Raw genomic sequence first — 20,977 nt, 5'->3', positions numbered from 1 at the left:
TTTTTGCTGTGTAGTAATCGGGTTAAGTAAATAATCTATTTAATCCATTTAACGCCGCAACACGGTAGGCTTCTGCCATCGTTGGGTAGTTAAATGTGGTATTTACAAAGTAGTCAACGGTGTTGCCAGCCCCTTTTTGTTCCATAATGGCTTGGCCAATGTGAACAATTTCTGAGGCACGCTCACCAAAGCAATGCACGCCAAGTACTTCTTTTGTTTCACTGTGAAACAATATTTTTAAACTACCTACTTCTGTACCCGCAATTTGCGCACGAGCCAAGTGCTTAAACTGAGCACGGCCAACTTCATACGGTACTTTTGCAGCGGTTAGCTGTTGCTCTGTTTTACCTACCGAACTCATTTCAGGAATAGTATAAATACCGGCCGGTATATCTATAATTAGCTTATCTTCGCAATTACCGCAGGCAATAGCATCGGCAGCTATACGGCCTTGATCAAATGCTGCACTCGCTAAACTTGGGTAGCCAATTACATCGCCTACTGCGTAAACGTTGTCTACCTCAGTTTGGTACATTTCGTTGACTTTAAGCTGGCCTCGACCATCGGCTTTTAAACCAATAGCTTCAAGGTTTAGCGTATCGGTATTACCTGTGCGCCCGTTAGCAAATAAAATACAGTCGGCTTTTACACGCTTGCCCGATTTTAAATGCATTACAACGCAATCTGAGCGCGTTTCTATACGGTCAAACTCTTCGTTATGACGAATAACAATACCGCTGTTCCAAAAGTGGTAGCTAAGCGCGTCAGAGATTTCAGCATCCATAAAGGCTAATAAGCGGTCGCGCGTGTTTACTAAATCTACCTTAGCGCCTAAGCCTTTAAAGATTGAAGCGTATTCACAGCCAATAACACCCGCACCGTATATAAGTACACGTTGTGGGTCGTGCTCTAGGCCTAAAATAGTATCGCTGTCGTAAATACGTGAATGGCTAAAGTCGACTTCAGGTGGGCGGTATGGGCGTGAGCCGGTAGCAATCACAATAGTTTTAGCGGTAATACGCTCTGCTGAGCCATCAAGGCGCTTAATTTCAACCGTGTGTTTATCTACAAAGCTCGCATCGCCTTGGTACATATGAATGCGGTTACGGTCGTAAAAGCTGCTACGTAAGTTTGACTGCTTAGAAATAACAGAACTTGCATGGCTTAAAATATCAGGAAACGTTAAGCGGCTAGGGCGCTCGCCAACATTAAAAAGTGGGTTTGCTTTGTATTCAATATAGCGGCTAACCGAGTGGCGTAATGCTTTTGAAGGAATTGTTCCCCAATGTACACAGCCACCGCCAACAGCTTGTTGGCGCTCAATAACCGCTACTTTTTTATCGTTTTTAGATAGGTTCATGGCGGTGCCTTCACCGCCAGGGCCCGTACCAATAATTATTGCGTCATATTGGAAACTTACGGGTGCTTTTTTCTGTTCTGGTTGTTTGGCCACAGCCACTCCTAAATTAATTAAAAGAGGCTTTTAATAACCTCGCATTAAGTGCTAGCCATGCCTGTTTTTGATTTTCCCAGGCGGCTTCCAGCTCATGGTATTGTGTCATTAATGCTGATTGTTCACACTGCTTTGCCATGTTATTTTTTTTAGCTTCTAACACTTGTTTTTGTAGTGAACAGTAATTTTGCAGCTTTTTCAGCAGTAAATCGTACTCTTGTTGTAATAATGTAAGCTTATCTTGCGCTAAAGGCAATTTTGAAAGGCGCGTTTGCGTTTTACTCATTAGCGTTTCGGCTTTGGCTTTTTCTATGCGCTCAACCGGGGTGCGCTTTAATTTACTGGCTAAACCGAGCGCTGCTAAAGAGCGGATCATCCATTTTGTTGGGTCGTAATGAAACCACTTAATACCGTTACGGTAATCGCTTGCAAAAATATGGTGGAAGTTATGGTAACCCTCGCCATAAGTAAATAACGCTAAAAAGCCATTATCGCGCGCAGTGTTTTTCTCAGTGTATGGGCGTGAGCCCCAAATATGAGCCAATGAATTAATGAAAAAGGTAAAGTGCTGGCTCAATACTAAGCGTAATAAACCTGCAAGTAGTAGCATACCCCACACATCGCCTACTAATAAACCAAGCACAAGCGGTAAACCGACATTCATGGCTATAACAAGCTTTAAGTAGTGTTTATGCTGCCACATAACAATTTTATTGCGCTGTAAATCGCGACAATTACTGTAATCGTTATAACTGTCGCCTTGGTAATCACGTAGCATCCAGCCAATATGGCTGTACCAAAAACCGTTAGTTGCGGCGTAGGGGTCTTTTACTGGGTCATCTACTTGGCCGTGGTGTATACGGTGATCGCTACTCCAGTGCAACGCACTGTTTTGCAAAGCAAATGCGCCACCAAGGGCAAAAATAAATTCTATTGCAGGGTGTACGTTATAGGCTTTATGCGCCCATAATCGGTGGTATCCGGCAGTAATAGATAGGCCTGCGTAAAACATACAGCCTACAAATGCAATCCAATGCGCGCTGGTAAATCCGTAATTAATGCCGTACCAAGGTACAAGTGTGACAGCCGCCAAAAAGGTTAGGCTAAAAAATAGGACGTTTGTCCAAATAATCGGTGGTTTATTCATCGTTTTTACTCTCAGCGTACAACTGTAAGCTAAAATAGTGTTTCAATCTCTTGGCGTCAAGTATTAGACTAGACAATTCGGCTAATTATCATTAAAACTTCATATAAATTTACTCAGGGAGCTGTGGATGTCGGGTGTTAGAGCACAACAGAAACAAAAAACACGACAAGCCTTAATAGAGGCGGCATTTAATCAGCTTAGTGCTGATCATAGTTTTTCTAATTTAAGCTTACGCGAAGTTGCCCGCGAAGCAGGTATTGCCCCCACCTCTTTTTATCGCCACTTTAAAGATATGAACGAGCTAGGTTTAACCATGGTCGACGAAGCAGGCTTAACCCTTCGCCAGCTTATGCGCCAAGCCCGCAGACGTATAGCCAGTGGCGGCAGCGTAATAAATACCTCGGTTGTAACCTTTATGGAGTTTATTGATAACTCAAGCAACCAATTTAGATTACTGCTGCGCGAACGTTCTGGCACCTCAAAAGCCTTTAGAGCCGCCGTAGCTCGTGAGGTAAAACACTTTATTTTAGAGCTTGCGCATTATTTAGAAAGCGAAACCAAGTGTGATTCAATTCATGCTTATATTCAGGCCGAAGCCATGGTAACACTAGTATTTAATGCCGGCGCTGAAGCACTCGATATAGAAGGTCAACAACGCGAAGAACTCATTGAGCGGGTTATTTGGCAGCTACGTTATATTACCCGCGGTGCAGGTCATTATATTCGGGAAACAAATAATCAGGTTAGCTTAAAAAATTAGCAATAAGTTAATCTAAGCACGCAAGTTTACTCAACACATTAATTTAAGCTAAAAAGTGTATCTGTGTGATTTATAAAACCTGAATATGCTATTTTTAGGTATATAAATTCCTTCAATGTGGGGTTTTTATTCCTTTGTTTGGAATATTTATGCTTGCACCAACTGCTTTGTAATGTTAAAAATAGGCCTCACTGAACACACACACAAGAAACAAGATGCAAAATATTCGTTTAATTACACTAAAACTTAACCTCTTACTGCTATGGTCAGTGAGCGGGGATTAGTGTGTTTGCATCGAGTTAAACACTAAAAACCCCGCAATTGCGGGGTTTTTTATTATCTCGCGGCTGGGATAAATTGAAATTTGGGTAACAGAGGAATGAGGGGCAGTTATGCAAGACAAAGATAAAGTATGGATTTTTGATACCACCTTACGTGATGGCGAGCAGGCACTTAAAGCAAGCCTTACAGAAGACGATAAAATTCAGCTAGCGCATACTATTAGCCGCTTGAACGTGGATGTGATGGAAGTGGGTTTTCCGGTTTCGAGCCCCGCTGATTTTCGCTCGGTGCAACGTATTGCAACCGAGGTTAAAGGCCCAATTATTTGTGGTTTAGCACGTTCAGTAGCAAAAGACATTGAAGCCTGTGGTGAGGCGCTTCGCACAGCACAGCAAAGCCGTATTCATACTTTTATTGCCACAAGCCCTTTGCACCTTGAACACAAATTACGTATGAGCCTAGACGATGCAACGGCCATGGCGGTTAAATCAATTAAATTAGCGCGTAACTACACTGATGATGTTGAGTTTTCGTGTGAAGATGCCGGGCGTACGCCGCACTGGGATTTATGTAAAATTGTTGAGCAGGCAATTAACGCCGGTGCCTCTACTATTAATTTACCTGATACCGTTGGCTTTGTAACGCCAGACGAATACGCCGCAATGATCCGCCATTTAATGAATAACGTGCCGAATATAGATAAAGCGCGTTTAAGTGTACATTGTCATAACGATTTAGGTTTAGCTGTAGCTAACTCGGTAGCCGCGGTACAAGCCGGTGCTCGCCAAATTGAATGTACAATAAATGGTATTGGTGAGCGTGCGGGTAACTGCTCGCTTGAAGAAGTGGCGATGATCATGAAAATGCGCAAAGACCACTTAAACGTACACACCGATATTAAAAGCGAAGAAATTTATCGCGCATCTCGCCAAGTGGCAAAAATATGCAATATGCCGGTACAGCCAAATAAAGCGATTGTGGGCGAAAACGCCTTTGCACATAGCTCGGGCATACACCAAGATGGCGTATTAAAAGCGCAAAATACTTATGAGATTATGTCGCCAGAAAGCGTCGGTGTGCCAAATAACCAATTAAATATGACCTCGCGTTCGGGTCGTCATGTTATTGAGCACCGCTTAGAAGAGTTAGGTTATCAAAAAGCTGACTACGATATGGACAGCTTATACGAAAGCTTTTTAGCGTTAGCTGATCAAAAAGGCACCGTATACGATTACGACCTTGAAGCCATGATTTACTTTAATCAAATTAACGACAAAGACGAAAAATACCAATTAGAGTTTGTAAACTCAGCGTCTAACTCACAGTCGGTAGCCAGCTCTACCATTGGGATGTTAATTGATGGCGAAGCAAAACAAGAAGCTGCTACAGGTAATGGCCCTGTTGAAGCCTCATTTGCGGCTATTGAGCGCTTAACTGGTATGAGCGTTGAAATGATTGAATACAATTTAGAAGCCACTGGCCAAGGCGCAAGCTCGCTTGGTCAAGTAAACATTATTGCTAAATACGATGGTCGCCCTTATCACGGTGCGGGTATTGCTGCGGATGTGGTAGAGGCGTCGGTACGCGCCATGATCCGTGTTTACAACTTAATTTATCGTGCACAAAAAGTGTCTGATTTAAAACAACAAAGGAAAGCAGGATGAGTAAAACAAACTACAGCGTTGCTGTATTAGCAGGCGACGGTATTGGCCCAGAAGTAATGGCAGCAGCAGAGCAAGTACTTGATGCTGTAAGCAATAAGTTTGGTTTTACCCTGAACCGTCAGCATCATGCTATTGGTGGCGCAGCCATTGACGAATTTGGTGAAGCATTACCACCAAAAACGCTAAGCGCGTGTGAAAACGCCGATGCCATTTTATTTGGCTCGGTAGGTGGCCCAAAATGGGAAAACCTACCCCCTAACGAGCAACCTGAGCGTGCATCGCTTTTACCGCTTCGTAAGCACTTTGGTTTGTTTTGTAACTTACGCCCAGCACAGCTTTTACCGGCGCTTAGCGCAGCATCGCCATTACGTGCAGATATTAGCGAAAAAGGCTTTGATATTTTATGTGTACGCGAACTTACTGGCGGCATTTACTTTGGTGAAAAAGGCCGAAGCGGCGAAGGCGCTGAAGAAGCTGCATTTGATACACAAACTTACTCGCGTAAAGAAATTGAACGCATTGCCCGTTTTGCCTTTGAAGCAGCAAAATTACGCAGTAATCATGTAACGTCGGTTGATAAAGCAAACGTGCTTGCATCAAGCGTATTATGGCGTGAAGTAGTTACCGAAGTAAGCAAAGACTACCCAGAAGTCAGCCTAGATTACATATACGTAGATAACGCAGCTATGCAATTAGTTAAACAGCCTAGCCAGTTTGACGTGCTACTTTGCGATAACTTATTTGGTGATATTTTGTCAGATGAGTGTGCGATGATCACAGGCTCAATGGGCTTACTACCATCGGCAAGCTTGAATCAATCGGGCTTTGGTTTGTACGAACCAGCCGGTGGCTCAGCGCCAGATATTGCTGGCAAAGGGGTTGCAAACCCGATTGCGCAAATTTTAAGTGCTGCACTTATGCTACGTTACTCATTAGGCCAAGACGAAGCAGCGCGCACTATTGAAAAAGCCGTAGCCGAAGCCGTAGAAGCAGGCGTCGGCACGCCAGATATCTACCCACAAGGTGGATACAGCACAAGCGATGTGGCAGCTGCCATCGTTTCACGTATTTAATATATAAATCGCAGCACCGTTATGCTGCGACTTAACAAAGTAGGGAATTAGCAAGTGGCCCAAACGTTATACGACAAAATTTGGCAAGCACATACCGTTGCCAGCATAAACGAGCAAACTGATTTACTTTATATTGACCGTCATTTAGTACACGAGGTGACATCACCACAGGCTTTTGCAGGCCTACGTGAAAAAAACCGTACGGTACGTTGCCCAGAAAAAACCTTTGCAACAATGGATCATAACGTATCGACTAAAAGCCGATCACTTGATGCCGCAAGCGAAGTATCTAAAAACCAGTTAATGGCACTTGATGCTAACTGTAAAGAGTTTGGCATTGTACTTTACGATTTAAACTCAATTAACCAAGGCATAGTGCATGTAATGGGCCCAGAACAAGGTATTACCTTGCCTGGCACTACCATTGTATGTGGTGATAGCCATACCTCTACGCATGGCGCGTTTGGCGCATTAGCGCACGGTATTGGTACGTCTGAGGTTGAGCACGTATTAGCAACGCAAACGCTACAGCAAAAAAAGGCAAAATCGTTAAAAATTCAAATTAACGGTGTGCTACGCCCAACTGTAACCTCTAAAGATTTAATTATGGCGGTTATTGGTAAGTTAGGTACAGCTGGCGGTACAGGTTATGTTGCTGAATTTTGTGGTGAAGGCATTGAAGCACTTTCAATGGAAGCCCGTATGACGCTATGTAACATGAGTATAGAAATGGGTGCAAAAGCAGGTTTAATAGCACCAGATCAAATTACGTATGATTACTTAAAAGGTCGCCCATTTGCACCTAAAGGCGCTGACTTTGACGCCGCAGTTGAATACTGGGAAACCTTAAAATCAGATGAAGGCGCAGAGTTTGACTTGATTGTTGAGCTTGAAGCTGACGACATTCAGCCGCAAATTACGTGGGGCACAAGCCCAGAGCAAGTAATTGGCGTTGATGAATGCATACCAGATCCTGACCAAGAACCAGATTTAATTAAAGCTGATGCTATACGCAGCGCACTTAGATACATGGACTTAAAAGCCGGCGATAAATTATCAAGCGCAAAAGTAGATACGGTCTTTATTGGCTCATGTACTAATAGCCGTATCGAAGATTTACGTGCAGCGGCAAAAATTGTTGAAGGTAAGCAGGTTGTAGCTGGCATCGAAGCACTTATCGTACCGGGCTCTGGCCTTGTTAAAAAGCAAGCCGAAGACGAAGGCTTAGCTGATATTTTTAAAGCGGCAGGTTTTGAGTGGCGCGAGCCGGGCTGTTCAATGTGTTTAGCAATGAACGACGACCGCTTAGAAGCGGGCAAACGCTGTGCATCTACGTCTAACCGTAACTTTGAAGGCCGCCAAGGCCGTGGCGGGCGTACGCACTTAGTGAGCCCTGCAATGGCAGCGGCTGCTGCAATACATGGTCACTTTGTTGATATAAGAGGAGAAGCCTAATGAGCGTATTTTTTAGTGGCTTAATGGCCCCACTTGATAAAAACAATGTAGATACAGACCAAATTATTCCAAAGCAGTTTTTAACATCAACCAGCCGTGATGGTTTTGATGCAGCACTGTTTTACGATTGGCGTTACCTAGAAAACGGCGAACCAAATCCTGATTTTATTTTAAATCGCCCATGCTACCAAGGCGCGCAAATATTACTAACCCGCGACAACTTTGGTTGTGGCTCATCACGCGAGCATGCACCGTGGGCGCTTAAGCAATATGGTTTTGAAGTAATTTTAGCGGAAAGCTTTGCTGATATTTTCTTTAATAACTGTGGCAACAACCAAATGTTAGCCATTGCGCTACCGGCTGATACGCTTGAGCAATTGTTTGTACTTAGTGAGCAACACGACGATATAAACATTCAAATCGATCTTGAAAACCAAACACTAACAAGCGATAAGTTTGCGCCAATTAGTTTTGATATTCGTAAAGATGTAAAAGAGCGTTTATTAAGTGGCTTAGATTTTATTGGTGTGACCGAAACGCTAAATCCACAAATTGATGCGTTTGAAAAACAACTTGCTGCTGAGCGCCCTTGGCAGTAACGAAAAGCAATTAATTACATATGAAAACAAAGCGCGGCTGAGTATATAAGCCGCGCTTTTTTTATGTTTAAGTCTTCTAATTATTAATGTCTAAAATCTGCCATTAGCGCAGGTATGCCTGGCAGCATACCAACAATAGCCATAACGGTAGTTAAAATAACAAACATAATTAGCGGAATAACCCAGCGGCTCATTTTAGTTAAATTAGCACTGCGCTCTTTACAGCCAATTAAGCCTAAGTTATCAAGCAGCATAGTCAGTGACCAACCAAAAGCAGGGTTAACCAAGCTTGAGGCAAACACAACAATAGCGGCCGATTGCGTTGTTTTACCTTCGCGTGTCATTTCCATACCCGCCTCAAGCAGCGGAATAAACACACCTACAATAAGCGCAACACACAGCACAGGTTGCCAAATGGCTAAATCCATCGGGTAGCCCCATAAACCCGCAATAATACAAAATACGGCTGTTAAAATGGCGCCTGCCGGAATAGGGCGTTTAGCAATAGCGGCAGGGACAATGTAAGTCCCCCACGATGAGGTAAAGTTAGCACCACCGGCCAGCGAGCCAAAGGTTTGTCTAACCGATGCGCTTAGCATGGTGTCGTCTATGTTCATTTGAACTTTTTCAGTGCGTTGCGGGTAACTAATTTTTTGAAATACTTGATGCCCTAAAAAATCCGGTGACCACATAGCCACAGCCAATACCGCAAACGGCAGCACAACCACAAAGCTTTCAAGCGTAGGTAAGCCAAGCATCCAGCCTGTGTTTTCGCCCCACCAATAAGCTGGGTTCATATTTGGTAAGCCCGGCGCAGTATTAAATTCAAACGGCGCACCGAGTGCAAATGCAACCACACCGCCAATAAGGCAGCTAAGCGGCACAGCCAACCAGCGCTTTTTAAAGTGCTCAAGTAACGCATACAATAAAATGGTCGCCAAAATAACAATAAATGCAATGTGCGCCATATCAATGGCCTCAGCCCATGCAAACAGCTTTTTAACCTGCGAAATTGTGCCAATAAAGCCTAAATATATAAGTAAGCCCCCGCACACACCTTTACTGGTTAAGCGTGCCAGCAAGCTCCCTCCTTTGGTTATGGCTAAAATAAAGCCAAAGGCACCAATCAGTAAGCCAAACGCCATAGGATGGCCGCCAGCGGCAACCACAATAGGAATAAGAGGAATAAGTGGCCCATGAGTACCCGCTAAGTTAGCGGTAGGTAAAATAAAGCCCGAAAACAAAATAATAAAAATAGAAACAATCAGTAATTCATAGCGTACGTTTTCTAACACAAACGCATCGCTTAAACCCAGTGGCGCTGCAAAAGTAGCGGCAATAGCACCTACCATAACGACTTTACCGATGGTGCCCGCCATAGCAGGAATCGTGTCTTCAAATTCAAAACGGTAGTCTCTAAATGGTAAATTAGGCCGCCAGCGTTTAGGCTGCATAATTTGCAGCTCGTGTTCTAGGTATTCGTCGCGGGTATTAAACTCTGAACTAGCTTTATGCTTATTTTGATAGCTGTTGGCATCATCTACGTGCGGTGCGCTTGTTTTTTCTGGCTCGTGACCCTTTGGGGTTACTGACATAGTCCCTCCTGTTACTCGTTGCTTATTTATTAATACGGCTTTTGTTAAAGCAAATGAATAGTGAAGGAGCAGAGTAGATCAGCTTTTACTCAGGAATGTATAGGCAAAAGGTCGTGTATGGCTTTATTTTATGCTAAATCATTGTGTTGGCATTCTTAAATGTAAAGTATATTTTGTTTAAAATCAGTGTGTTGATTTGTTTTTTTATGTGTTCTAATTTGGTGAAACATTGTAAAAACAAGGCTGTTATCCTTTAGTCTAAGTAGTGGCTTATGTATTTTAATTGAACTGAAATAGCGCATCTGCTAGGTTCAATGGTTACTCAAATAATAAGAAATACAATGCAAATTCAATCTCCTAAATCAATTGGTATTTTACTCGGTACGCTTTACGGCATATTTATGCGGCTGTTTGTGGAGCTGCTTGATACTTATAATTTAAGTAGCCTTGTATCCATTTCATTTATGTTTTTAGTGCCCGTTGCAATTGGCTATATTCGTATTCATTTTGAATTTAAAAGCTCAAATACATTAACTAAAAGGCAAATGGTGACAATTGCTTGGCAGCCAATTTTTGTTTTTTTACTTGTAAGCGTTATTACACTGCTGGAAGGCAGTATTTGTGTGGCAATGGCTTTGCCTGCCTTTATGCTCTTTGCAAGTATGGGTGGTTTACTGGCAGGCTTTATTAAAAACCGTCAAACAAAAAACGCTAACAGGCCTTTACTTTCAATAGCTTTGCTTCCTGTATTGCTCTCACCGATTGAGGTAAATTATTTACACTTATCAAAAACGTACGAAGTCACCAACTCTATAGTTATTGAAGCGCCTATAAATCGTGTGTGGCAGCAGCTTACAAATGTAAGCACCATAGAGCCAAAAGAATTGCCATTTTCGCTTACCCAATTAATAGGTGTACCTAAACCTTTAGAGGCAAATATGAATGCTACGGGGGTTGGGGCTGTTAGAACCAGTAAATGGCAAAAAGGAGTTAAATTTAAAGAAGTGATTACGGATTGGCAGCCAAATAAACAGATGCTTTATAGATTTGAGATAGACCCTGATGCTATTCCCGATGACGCACTCGATAAACACGTAAAACTAGGCGGGGAATACTTTTCACCTCTGTATGGTGGGTATGCGTTAAGTGAAGATAAAAGCGGCAATACGATTTTAACTTTAAAAACGACTGTGCAAGATAATACAAATTTTGGTGTTTATTCGCGAATATGGGGTGAGATGATTTTTCAAGACTTCCATTATTCACTTTTAACATTAATGAAAAACAGAGCAGAAAAGCCACTTGTCGCAGCTATTTCCCATTATTAACTTAAACCGCTATGGTATTAAAAAACTATTATAAGAGTACTTTATGAAATTATTAACGGCAGCAACGTTATTACTTGCCTCATCAGCGGCTATTGCGCGTCCTGCGCCTTTGGTATCTATACCTACACACGATGCATTTTTTAATAATATAGCTGCACATTGTGGTAAAGCGTTTGAGGGCAAAGTAAGCGTAGATAACGCAAAAGGCCCAAGCTCATTTGAGAATAAAAAACTAATTATGCATGTTCGTAAATGCACAGATAGCGAGCTACAAGTACCATTTCATGTGGGAGATGATGCATCGCGTACATGGCTCATTACTAAAACGGGCAGTGGTTTGAGCTTAAAGCATGATCATCGCCATGAAGATGGCAGCGACGATGCCTCAACTATGTATGGCGGTCATACTCTTGATGCGGGTTTTGCACAAATGCAGTCTTTCCCGGCCGATCAATACTCTAAAGAGTTATTTGTAGCACAAGGGATAGCGCAGTCGGCAGGTAATACATGGCAAATGTATATTTATCCTGAGGTATTTACGTATCGGTTAATTCGCCAAGGGCGCGAGTTTAAGGTGGACTTTGATTTAACTAAACCAATTACTCCACCAGCAGCGCCGTGGGGCTACGAAAAATAAACTATTTTTCTTTTTTCTTGGGTGCGTCACATTGTAGTAAAACGTTTAATGGTGGTTGATAAGCGCGTGGTTTAGTAGGAAAACGTTCGTACTCTTGCACGCCTTCAAGCACTTTTAACATAAAGGTTCTGCCGCGGCATAATCTGTCTGCGTGGCGCAGTAAAAACATACTTTGATTAGCAAAGTGTTTGTAATCGTCTGATTGTATTTCTATTTTATAGTTGTCTTCACCAATTTTGGTTTGGTAATAATGTACTTTGTTATCAAAGTCGTATGACTTTTCTTTTTCGCCTACTTCTGCAAAGGCGCTCCCTATACCAGAAAAGGCTAGCAATGCAGCGCCAACAACTAAATGCGGTGTGTATAAGCCTTTCATAAAAATGTATCCTTTAATTTGCGAACTTAATACCCATTAATAAAGCATTAAGTGCGATGTATTTAAGTTAAGTCTAACACCCAAAAAGAGAATATGTGATGTTCAAACAAATAAAACAACTGTTTGCCGCTTTTGACGAGCAACAGCCAAGCATAGAGCAGCATGATCTAAAAACAGCGGTTGCTGCGCTGCTTATTGAAGTAATGCGTGCTGATTCTAAGCTCGACCATAATGAACAACACACCCTGACTGTAACCTTAAAAAAATACTTTAATTTAACAGAATCGGAAGTTGATGAGCTCACCAACAATGCCGCTGGTAGCTTAGATGGGGCTATTGATTACTTTCAATTTTCTAAGCAGATTAACGATCACTGCAGTGCGGCGCAGCGCATTGAAATAATTGAGCTATTATGGCGATTGGCGTATGCTGATGGAGAGATAGACCCCCAAGAAGAGTATGTAATACGCAAAGTGGCTGGGCTTTTATATGTAGCGCACACCGATTTTATCGCTGCTAAATTAGCAGCGACACAATCGTAAAAATTAGCTTAATTTACTAGCAACAGAAACGAGCTGCTGCGTTAATACGCTAATTTTTTCTGCTGTGGTTGGGTCGCTAATTTTTCCATCTTCGTCAAATACAGTAAATGCAGATGGGATAGCGAGCTGATCGGCAAGTACTAACGAGCCAATCCCGCTTAAAATATCGCGTACATGGTTTAAGCCGCGCAAACCACCAAGCCCACCCGGTGATGTAGCAAATAACGCCACTACTTTGTTGCGAAATGCGGGGACTGCGCCTTGCTCAGTTCGCGATGCCCAATCAATTGCATTTTTAAGTGCAGCAGTAATTGAGCCGTTGTACTCTGGGCTTGCTAGTAAAATACCATCAGCATTACGCAGTTTATCTTTTAATAGTTGGGCATCGGTGGGTGTGCCTTGCGCTTCAATGTCTTCGCTAAATAATGGCAAATTTAACTCAGCGAGTGTAATTACTTCCACTTCAGCACCGGTTTGCAGAGCAAAACGAGCTGCTTCGTTAATGAGTTTTTGGTTAAAGCTGTCTTTACGCAGGCTACCCGCGAGCGCGATAATTTTTGGTGCTGACATAATTAAGACCTTTTATTGGTTGGGTATGACACTAATGTAGCAAATTTTTGCTTGTAGAAAACCCGAATAAACGCAACACTTATGTGCGTATATGCACATAAGTAGAAGGTGGGTAGCGTGGCAATAAAATTTGACGACTGGCAAGACGTAAAAGTTGCCTTTGAAGTGGCAAGGCTAGGTACTTTGACCGCCGCAGCAGAGGCATTAAGTGTGCACCATAGCACAGTGCTGAGACGCATAAATAACTTAGAGAAAAACTTAAATGTACGGTTATTTCATCGCCATGCGCGCGGATATAAAGTAACCGAAAGCGGGGCAAAATTATTTGAAACCGCACAAGCAATAGATAACTCACTCGAAGGTTTACATAATGCCATTGCCGCAGCCGATAGTGAGCTCAGAGGGAGCTTGTTACTGACTACCGTAAGTGGTTTTATGGATATGCTAAGCAACGTGTGTGAGCAATTTCAAACATTGCATCCGCAAGTGCAGCTAGAAGTGATTTTAGAGCAAAAGCGCTTAAGGCTTGACCACGGACAAGCTCATATAGCAATACGTGTAGGCCCCAAACCTGATGAAGGCGACTATATAGCGCAGCACTTAGCTAAGCTATCGGCCGGCCTATATGCGCACAAACGTTATATTGCTAAACACGGCATGCCAAAAACCTTAGATGACTTAAAGCAGCATAATTTTATATCGGGTATTGCGGGATTTAATGCGCGTGTACCGTACTTTAGCTGGGTTGATGAGTTTATTCCTCAGTCGCAAATTAAATTAAGAGTATCAGAAACCTCAGAAGCGGCGCGCGCGGTTATTAAAGGCTTAGGCATAGGGGGGTTGCACCAAAGCGCGATAGAAAATAACCCCGACGTAGTGCCTATATTGCACGACAAATTACATTGGGAGTTTGACTCTTGGTTGGTTACTCACCATTTAGTACACCGCACCGCGAAAGTACAAGCTTTTGCTGGCTTATTAAAAACCTACTTTAGTAACATGCCACACGTTAAATAGTTTTTTTAACTTTAATGCCTAGGCGTTTGGCAAGCCTAACTAGGTTGGCTCTGTCGAGTTCAAGGGTTCGTGCAGTAGCTGCCCAATTATAATTATGCTGTTTTAATTGCTCGGTAATAACCGTAAATTGCAAAGATTCAACGGCCTGTTTTAAAGGCTGATGATGGGCAGTGTGGGCGGTAATTGGCGTGCTAACGTGCGCGTTGTTGTTTGGTTGTTGGGTTAAATCGCAGTGCTCGCTTGTAATTGTTATTATTGGGTTTTGCCACTGGCTTTGTTTAGCTTTTAATGCGCTGCGGCTAATAACATGCTCAAGCTCGCGTACATTACCAGGCCAACTGTATTGGTTGAGCAATACTTGCGCTTCAGTGCTTAGCTTTAATTGTTTAATACCTAATTTACGGGCAGTTTGTTCAATAAAATAACCAGCCAGTAAAGTTATGTCGTGCTCGCGTTTATTAAGTGGCGGCACGGTAATAGGGTAAACACTTAGCCGGTGATATAAATCGGCTCTAAAGCGGCCTTGCGCTACCTCATGTTTTAAATCACGATTAGTGGCTGCTATTACCCTTACATCCACATATTTTGGCGTGTCTTCTCCCACTGTTTGTATTTCACCACTTTGCAACACCCGCAATAATTTGCTTTGCATAGCCAATGGTAGCTCGCCAATTTCGTCTAAAAATAACGTGCCGCCATCAGCTAGCTGAAACTTACCTTGGCGGGCATTTTGTGCGCCAGTAAATGAGCCTTTGGCGTGGCCAAAAAACTCACTCTCTGCAAGGTTCTCGGGAAGAGAGGCACAATTTAAGTGAATCAGCGGTTGATCTTTTCGGGCAGAATTTAAGTGAATATTACGCGCTACTAGCTCTTTTCCTACGCCCGTTTCTCCTAACACCAATACACTAAAATTAGAGGCCGCTACGAGTTTTATTTCATTTTTAAGCGTTTGCATTACAGGGCTTTGGCCAATAATTTCGCCGCCATCGCGAGTAAGTGCATCACGCGTTAGCGCTTGTACAAGGGCGTTTGAATGCTGTGCATGGTGTTTGTAATGGGCAAGCTCCAGGGCTGTTTTAAAATGCGCACTGCACAGTGTTTGTAAGGTGCTTAGCGTATCCACGCTGATACTGCTAAAGGCATTTGCGTTTAAGCTATCGAATGTAAGCACGCCTAGCAAAGTGCTTTTATCGTAAAGGGGTAAACCTAAGCAAGCATGCACAGGAATATCGCCCGTTTTGGCCAGCAGCAGGCCGTCGTATGGGTCGGGCAGGGGGCAGTCGTGTGCAAACTGTAATGCGTGGTTTGCACTACAAATGGCCGCTAATCGAGGGTGCTCTGCTATTTTAAAGCGCCTACCAAGGCTATCGGGCATCAGACCTTTGATGGCTAAGGGCTTAAGTTGCTCGCCCTGCACCACAAGTAATGCACTGGCATCACTAGGTATTGCACGTTCAACCGTTGCCAATAATTGATCAAAGCTGTGCTCGTGCAGCGTGCTTTGGGCAAGCTCTAAAGCCACTTGGGTAAGGTTGAATTGTTGGTTCATGTCAAAATGACCTATTCGTGTTTTTATGATTTAAATTAGAGTGTGTCATAAAGACTCAATTTGTAAAGTGTTTATATTTAACTTACTGAATATTAGTGTTTTATTTTATTGGCACACTATGTGTAATAGCTAAGTAACGTTAATGGTTGCTGAGGTAGTTATGAACACACTTACACTAAATAATGTAAACAACCAGGTTGAGTTAGGCGCATTTTTTAAATCGCTATTATTTACTGCTAATACAGTATTAGGGCTTAGCGCTATTTGTATGGTTGTGAGCATTTTAATTAGTTACCCGTACGCAGAGCACTTTTCGATGCAGGTACAAATATCAGCGCATATTAGTACGATTGTAGTGGCAGCTATTTTAAAAGTTAGTTATGTGCTGCGTTGTGTTGCTCAACATGGTTTAGGGCAGGAAGTACGCTAATGCGCCCACTAAATTTAACAGAGCCAATGCCAGCGCACATAGCTATTCATCACGTAACAAAATGGCCGTTATGGATGCTTGCATTTAGACCCTACTTTTTAGCAGGCGGTTTGCTGGCATTTTTATCGATAGGGTATTGGCTACTTATTTTAACGGGCTATGCTAGTTGGCACTTAACCATGCCAGCCACACTTTGGCACGCGCACGAAATGCTGTTCGGCTTTGCAGGAGTGGTAGCCGTCGGTTTTTTACTTACGGCGGCACAAACTTGGACAGGCGTTGAAAGTATAAATGGCAAAGCACTTATGCTGCTTACTTTTGTATGGATAAGTGCTCGTTTAGCGTTTTTTATAAAGCTGGCTGATTTTGCTAATGCTAATTTATGGCTTGTTACTGTGCTACAGCTAGCATGGTGGCTAGGGGCAATTACGGCACTGGCTAATATGCTAATAACAGCACGCAGTAAAAATAATTACCCTTTTTTAGTTATTTTAAGCGTGTTGTGCGCCCTTAATACTCTTTATTTACTACTTGTTTTAAATAACAACATGCAGCTTGCATTAGCTGTGGTTGACACTGCGGTACTGGTTGTCAGTTTACTGGTCGGCATTGTAGCAGGGCGGGTTATTCCTTTTTTTACAGCTAAAGGCTTAGCGCTTAGCGAGCAAGTACGCACTCATAAAATTGATAAAGCACTGCTGTATTTATCAATATTGGCAATTACTTTATTTTTTATCAGTAAATTATTTTTAAGCTCAATTAGCCCTGCATTAATTGTTGCAATAGTGGCTGCGCTTCACTTAATTCGCGCAAAACTTTGGTGGCATGCAAACGTGCTAAAAGTGCCTTTATTATGGTCTTTGCATTTTTCTTATTCTGCTTTAGGTGTTGGCTTAATGATGATTGCACTGAGCTTTTACACAAGCGAAGTACATTTTAAAGATGCGCTCCACCTTATCACTATTGGCACAATAGGGATGATGATTTTAGCCATGATGACCCGTGTATCGCTAGGGCATACAGGGCGCACGCTTAATACACCTAAATATATATCTGTTGCTTTTGCGCTTGTGCTGGTGGCAGCTATTACTCGCTCCATACTCCCTTTAATTATTGCGCCACACTTTGCTTGGCAGATCAGTGCCTTGCTGTGGTTAGTGGCTTTTTTGTTATTTTTAATTTACTGCACACCTATATTAACGCGGCGTCGTGTTGATGGGCGCCGTGGTTAGTTTACCTACAGGACTACATTATGTTATCTGATAAAACCATTGAGATTGTTAAAAGCACTGTTCCGTTATTAGCGCAAGCCGGCACGATTGTGACCGATCATTTTTATAAGCGACTATTTAGCCATAACCCAGAGCTTAAAAATATTTTTAATATGGCTAACCAAAACACCGGGCGCCAGCAATTTGCTTTGTTTAACGCCTTAGCGGCATACGCCCAAAATATTGATAACTTAGCGGTGTTAAAAGAGGCATTAGCGCGCATTAACCATAAGCACACCAGTTTAAATATTTTACCAGAGCACTACCCCATTGTTGGTGCTCACTTAATTGGCACCTTAAAAGAGCTAATACCAGAGCAGTTCACGCCGGATGTAGAATACGCTTGGCGTGAAGCTTACACACTGCTTGCTGATATTTGTATTACCGAAGAAGCGGCTTTATATGAGCACAGTAAAAATAAACACGGTGGTTGGGCGGGCACGCGCCAATTTGAAATAACCAACAAACAGGTTGAATCAGCACTCGTAACAAGTTTTACACTAACGCCTATAGATGGCAAAGCGGTGATTACCCATAAACCAGGCCAGTATTTAGGGGTTAAAGTTAAACCAGCGGGCGCTGAATATGAAGAAATTCGCCAGTATTCTATTTCACAAAAAGCCAATGGTAAAAACTACCGTATTAGCGTTAAAAAAGAGCTACAGCCAAAGCCTGGCATGGTGTCTAATTATTTACACTCACTAGCTCAAGGCGACGTAGTTGAACTGTACCCGCCGGCAGGTGATTTCTTTTTACGAAATAGTAAAAACCCAGCGGTACTTATTTCAGCAGGTGTAGGGCAAACCCCAATACTTGCGATGCTCGAAACGCTATTAAGCGATAACCCTAAGCAAAATATTATGTATTTACATGCGTGCGAAAATACGCAGCAGCACTCGTTTGCACACTATTTAAATGAATTAAGTACGGCTTATAACAGCTTGCAAACTATTACGTGGTTTAATCAAAGTAGTGAAGGGGCTGATTTTACAGGGTTAATGGACTTAACCGCCATAAAAACACAGTTACCTCTTACAAATGGCGATTTTTACTTATGTGGCCCCGCTGGGTTTATGGCGTTTGTGAAAAGCCAATTACTGGCACTCGGTGTTAAAAACGAGCATATTCATTACGAAGTGTTTGGTCCGCATCAAGACTTATAAACCAAGTGAAAAACGATAAAGGCACACAGTATTAATGCTGTGTGCCTTTTTAATAGTATTTTATTGTGCTTTACAACTTACGTTTTTAAGCTCAATAGACATATCTTTTTTAGGATAATAAAGCACGCACTGCTTGTCGATTATTTGTAAAACAAACTTTTCTGGCTTGATATTATGCGCGCCCATTATGGGCATACCATTTGAGTCTTTACTATTTCCATGGCTTAATAATAGCTCGCTGCGTTTAGTAAAAACGGTGTCGGCCAGTGTAACTAGTGTGCCGCCCTTTGCTTTTATAATCGCTTGCTGGAGCGTGGCTATAACGCCTGGGTTTACCTCGGTTAGTAGTGCAGGCTTAGCAGTGGCATTATTCATACTGTTACAGCCTCCAATAAATAATAAGGTTAATATTGCCAGTAGTTTAGCCATTACTTATCCTTATTTAACGTAGGCCATGTTAAATCCATATTGCCACGGTTAACGTTATTAGGTGCGTTTAAAGGTAATAGCTGCTTGCTATCGCCAGCAGCGCTTTGTACTTGCGTTTTAATACTCGCAGAGGCGGTGCTAACAGGGCACGTGCCGTTATTATCAATATGATAAAGCGCAGTAGAGAGTATCCCTTCGTTTGGATCGCCTAATTGATTATCAAAGTCGTCACTGACTACACAGCCTTTTACATCAGCATCAAACTGCGGTGTAGGCGTTGGCGTAAAGCCTGCTGCATATTCACCAAACCCTTTACTGTTAATACCGCTAAATTGAATGGTGTAATAGGTGGTGCCACAGTTATGTGTTGGGGTAAAACCGTATGGTTTACCGCAGGTTGTGTCGCCAATGAGCACAACTTCGGCGTCAATGCCTTTTAAGCCATTAATAAAGGCTTCTGATGCCGAACACGTACCCGATGTACTAAGCACATACACCTTAGATAGGTTTAAATCGGGGAGGCTTTCGCCAGTGCTAAAAAAAGTTGAGTAATCAATTTCTTCATCTATAAACGGAAAAGGCGACTCTACCGGTTGTTTATCGTTTTGCTGAGTTTGGTAATAAATACGGTTTTGAATGTTGGCGCTGCCCGCCACCATGTAAGCCAGCTGCGAAGAAAGCGCTAATAAACCGCCTCCGTTATATCTAAAGTCGATAACAAGCTCTTCTACGTTATCGGTTTTAAATTTATTAACTGCAGCAATTAAGCCTTCTTGGGCAATACCTATATGGCTATTAAACTGCATGTACCCTACGCTAGTGCCATTTGCAGTGGTAATGGTTTTTACGTTTTGTACAGGTGTTTGCTCTATGTTGCCGGCAGTTACGTTAAAGGTTTTTTCAGCGCCATCGTTACTGCGCACAACGATGGTGTGCGAGTCGCCATTAGTGGGGCTAAATAATCCTTCGTTTAAGGTATCTACGCCTGCTTGTGTGCTGGTATTAATGCTTACGCCATCAACTTCAAGTACGGTATCGCCACGTTGAAAACCAATTTGGCTTGCTGGTGAGTCGTCTTCTAGGTAGGCAACACGTAAAATTCTATCAGCTGGGTCGCCAATAAATGCCCAATTTATACCATAGCCTGAGGTTACACCTGATTGCGCTTCTTGAAAGTAGTCCTCAGAAGGCTCTGAAAAATGAAAATTATCTTTTTTATCACCAGAGTCGGTTAGTTCTTCGGTTTTTAGTTGGGCAAAATAATCGGCCACTGTAGCAAAGTTTTCAGGGTCGTTATCGGCTATTTCATCATACCAAAGGTAGGTTTCGTCGCTCCACGAGCGAAGCCAAAGCTTTTCGTAAAGTGCTGAGCCTGCTTGGTCAGGGTAGGGCTCATTATTATTAAACGGATCGTTACCTGTGCGTGGGTTTTCGCAAAAGTTTTTTAACTCCTCCGATGGCTCAAATACACCTGCCGTCCATGTCGGGGCTGTGTTTGCAGGAGGTGTGACGACTGGGTCGGGCGTTTCATTCATGCTGCTACCACCGCCACAGCCCACAAGCGTTAGGCTTGAAAGTGCAGCAATAATAGCGAGTGTTGCTTTATTATTTTTAAACATACAAAACTACTTTTTGTA

At 42.6% G+C, this 20,977-nt stretch carries 20 protein-coding genes; 12 read left to right on the top strand and 8 right to left on the bottom strand.

Annotated features, from left to right (window positions below):
• Window positions 1-22 precede the first annotated feature (22 nt).
• Window positions 23-1,453, bottom strand: coding sequence for a Si-specific NAD(P)(+) transhydrogenase (sthA, locus tag EJ103_RS15845; RefSeq protein WP_055255264.1), 1,431 nt, complete (start codon window positions 1,451-1,453; stop codon window positions 23-25).
• 13 nt (window positions 1,454-1,466) lie between these two features.
• A complete protein-coding gene (locus EJ103_RS15840) occupies window positions 1,467-2,600 on the bottom strand; it encodes a fatty acid desaturase (protein WP_055255265.1) in 1,134 nt (377 codons plus the stop codon).
• Between the two features lie 127 nt (window positions 2,601-2,727).
• On the opposite strand from EJ103_RS15840, the gene fabR reads away from it, so the two are divergent.
• From fabR to leuD, 5 genes are all read left to right on the top strand, one after another.
• Window positions 2,728-3,360: an HTH-type transcriptional repressor FabR gene (fabR, locus tag EJ103_RS15835; protein ID WP_126008557.1), complete on the top strand. Its 633-nt coding sequence runs from the start codon at window positions 2,728-2,730 to the stop codon at window positions 3,358-3,360.
• A 392-nt stretch (window positions 3,361-3,752) separates the two neighbouring features.
• Complete coding sequence (gene leuA / locus EJ103_RS15830) at window positions 3,753-5,306, top strand: 2-isopropylmalate synthase (RefSeq protein ID WP_004589389.1); 1,554 nt, start codon at window positions 3,753-3,755, stop codon at window positions 5,304-5,306.
• Entirely contained in the window at window positions 5,303-6,379 is a 1,077-nt protein-coding gene (gene leuB / locus EJ103_RS15825) for a 3-isopropylmalate dehydrogenase (RefSeq protein ID WP_004589388.1), read from the top strand. The genes leuA and leuB overlap by 4 nt, the downstream gene beginning before the upstream one ends.
• 54 nt (window positions 6,380-6,433) lie before the next feature.
• Complete coding sequence (leuC, locus tag EJ103_RS15820; protein WP_126008556.1) at window positions 6,434-7,834, top strand: 3-isopropylmalate dehydratase large subunit; 1,401 nt, start codon at window positions 6,434-6,436, stop codon at window positions 7,832-7,834.
• The gene (leuD, locus tag EJ103_RS15815; RefSeq protein ID WP_004589386.1) at window positions 7,834-8,433 is read left to right on the top strand and encodes a 3-isopropylmalate dehydratase small subunit; all 600 of its coding nucleotides are present in this window, start codon (window positions 7,834-7,836) and stop codon (window positions 8,431-8,433) included. The genes leuC and leuD overlap by 1 nt, the downstream gene beginning before the upstream one ends.
• A gap of 83 nt (window positions 8,434-8,516) precedes the next feature.
• Here the strand turns inward: leuD and EJ103_RS15810 are convergent, their stop codons facing one another.
• A complete protein-coding gene (locus tag EJ103_RS15810) occupies window positions 8,517-10,028 on the bottom strand; it encodes a DUF3360 family protein (RefSeq protein ID WP_126008554.1) in 1,512 nt (503 codons plus the stop codon).
• Window positions 10,029-10,369: 341 nt separating this feature from the next.
• On the opposite strand from EJ103_RS15810, the gene EJ103_RS15805 reads away from it, so the two are divergent.
• Window positions 10,370-11,356 carry a hypothetical protein gene (locus EJ103_RS15805; RefSeq protein WP_126008552.1) on the top strand — a complete coding sequence of 329 codons (987 nt, stop codon included), beginning with the start codon at window positions 10,370-10,372 and terminating at the stop codon, window positions 11,354-11,356.
• A gap of 43 nt (window positions 11,357-11,399) precedes the next feature.
• Window positions 11,400-11,993, top strand: a complete 594-nt coding sequence (locus EJ103_RS15800) for a hypothetical protein (protein ID WP_126008550.1) — start codon at window positions 11,400-11,402, stop codon at window positions 11,991-11,993.
• Between the two features lies 1 nt (window position 11,994).
• On the opposite strand, the gene EJ103_RS15795 is transcribed toward EJ103_RS15800, so the two are convergent.
• Window positions 11,995-12,369, bottom strand: coding sequence for a hypothetical protein (locus EJ103_RS15795; RefSeq protein ID WP_126008548.1), 375 nt, complete (start codon window positions 12,367-12,369; stop codon window positions 11,995-11,997).
• Window positions 12,370-12,467: 98 nt separating this feature from the next.
• Here EJ103_RS15795 and EJ103_RS15790 point away from each other — a divergent pair, with 98 nt between their 5' ends.
• On the top strand, window positions 12,468-12,911 hold the full coding sequence (locus tag EJ103_RS15790; protein ID WP_024033928.1) for a TerB family tellurite resistance protein: 444 nt from the start codon (window positions 12,468-12,470) through the stop codon (window positions 12,909-12,911).
• A gap of 3 nt (window positions 12,912-12,914) precedes the next feature.
• Here the strand turns inward: EJ103_RS15790 and EJ103_RS15785 are convergent, their stop codons facing one another.
• The gene (locus tag EJ103_RS15785; RefSeq protein ID WP_126008546.1) at window positions 12,915-13,481 is read right to left on the bottom strand and encodes an NAD(P)H-dependent oxidoreductase; all 567 of its coding nucleotides are present in this window, start codon (window positions 13,479-13,481) and stop codon (window positions 12,915-12,917) included.
• A gap of 117 nt (window positions 13,482-13,598) precedes the next feature.
• Between EJ103_RS15785 and EJ103_RS15780 the strand changes: the two genes are divergently transcribed.
• Window positions 13,599-14,498, top strand: coding sequence for a LysR family transcriptional regulator (locus EJ103_RS15780; protein ID WP_024033926.1), 900 nt, complete (start codon window positions 13,599-13,601; stop codon window positions 14,496-14,498).
• On the opposite strand, the gene norR is transcribed toward EJ103_RS15780, so the two are convergent.
• Window positions 14,491-16,047 carry a nitric oxide reductase transcriptional regulator NorR gene (gene norR, locus EJ103_RS15775; protein WP_126008544.1) on the bottom strand — a complete coding sequence of 519 codons (1,557 nt, stop codon included), beginning with the start codon at window positions 16,045-16,047 and terminating at the stop codon, window positions 14,491-14,493. The two genes, EJ103_RS15780 and norR, sit on opposite strands and share 8 nt — an antisense overlap.
• 160 nt (window positions 16,048-16,207) lie before the next feature.
• Here norR and EJ103_RS15770 point away from each other — a divergent pair, with 160 nt between their 5' ends.
• From EJ103_RS15770 to hmpA, 3 genes are read left to right on the top strand one after another with little or no spacing between them, the layout of a single operon-like run.
• Window positions 16,208-16,477, top strand: a complete 270-nt coding sequence (locus EJ103_RS15770; RefSeq protein ID WP_055255306.1) for a hypothetical protein — start codon at window positions 16,208-16,210, stop codon at window positions 16,475-16,477.
• Complete coding sequence (locus EJ103_RS15765) at window positions 16,477-17,709, top strand: NnrS family protein (protein ID WP_126008542.1); 1,233 nt, start codon at window positions 16,477-16,479, stop codon at window positions 17,707-17,709. The genes EJ103_RS15770 and EJ103_RS15765 overlap by 1 nt, the downstream gene beginning before the upstream one ends.
• 20 nt (window positions 17,710-17,729) lie before the next feature.
• On the top strand, window positions 17,730-18,911 hold the full coding sequence (gene hmpA / locus EJ103_RS15760; RefSeq protein WP_126008540.1) for an NO-inducible flavohemoprotein: 1,182 nt from the start codon (window positions 17,730-17,732) through the stop codon (window positions 18,909-18,911).
• Between the two features lie 60 nt (window positions 18,912-18,971).
• On the opposite strand, the gene EJ103_RS15755 is transcribed toward hmpA, so the two are convergent.
• Entirely contained in the window at window positions 18,972-19,340 is a 369-nt protein-coding gene (locus tag EJ103_RS15755; protein ID WP_126008538.1) for a hypothetical protein, read from the bottom strand.
• On the bottom strand, window positions 19,340-20,959 hold the full coding sequence (locus EJ103_RS15750; RefSeq protein ID WP_126008536.1) for a S41 family peptidase: 1,620 nt from the start codon (window positions 20,957-20,959) through the stop codon (window positions 19,340-19,342). Before EJ103_RS15750 ends, EJ103_RS15755 begins: the two co-directional genes overlap by 1 nt.
• Window positions 20,960-20,977: the final 18 nt, after the last annotated feature.

It is taken from the genome of Pseudoalteromonas sp. Xi13 (genome assembly GCF_003952205.1).
GTDB classification, from domain to species: Bacteria; Pseudomonadota; Gammaproteobacteria; order Enterobacterales; family Alteromonadaceae; genus Pseudoalteromonas; species Pseudoalteromonas atlantica.
Note: the sequence above shows the minus strand (reverse complement) of the source record. Positions and strands in the feature narration are given on the sequence as shown.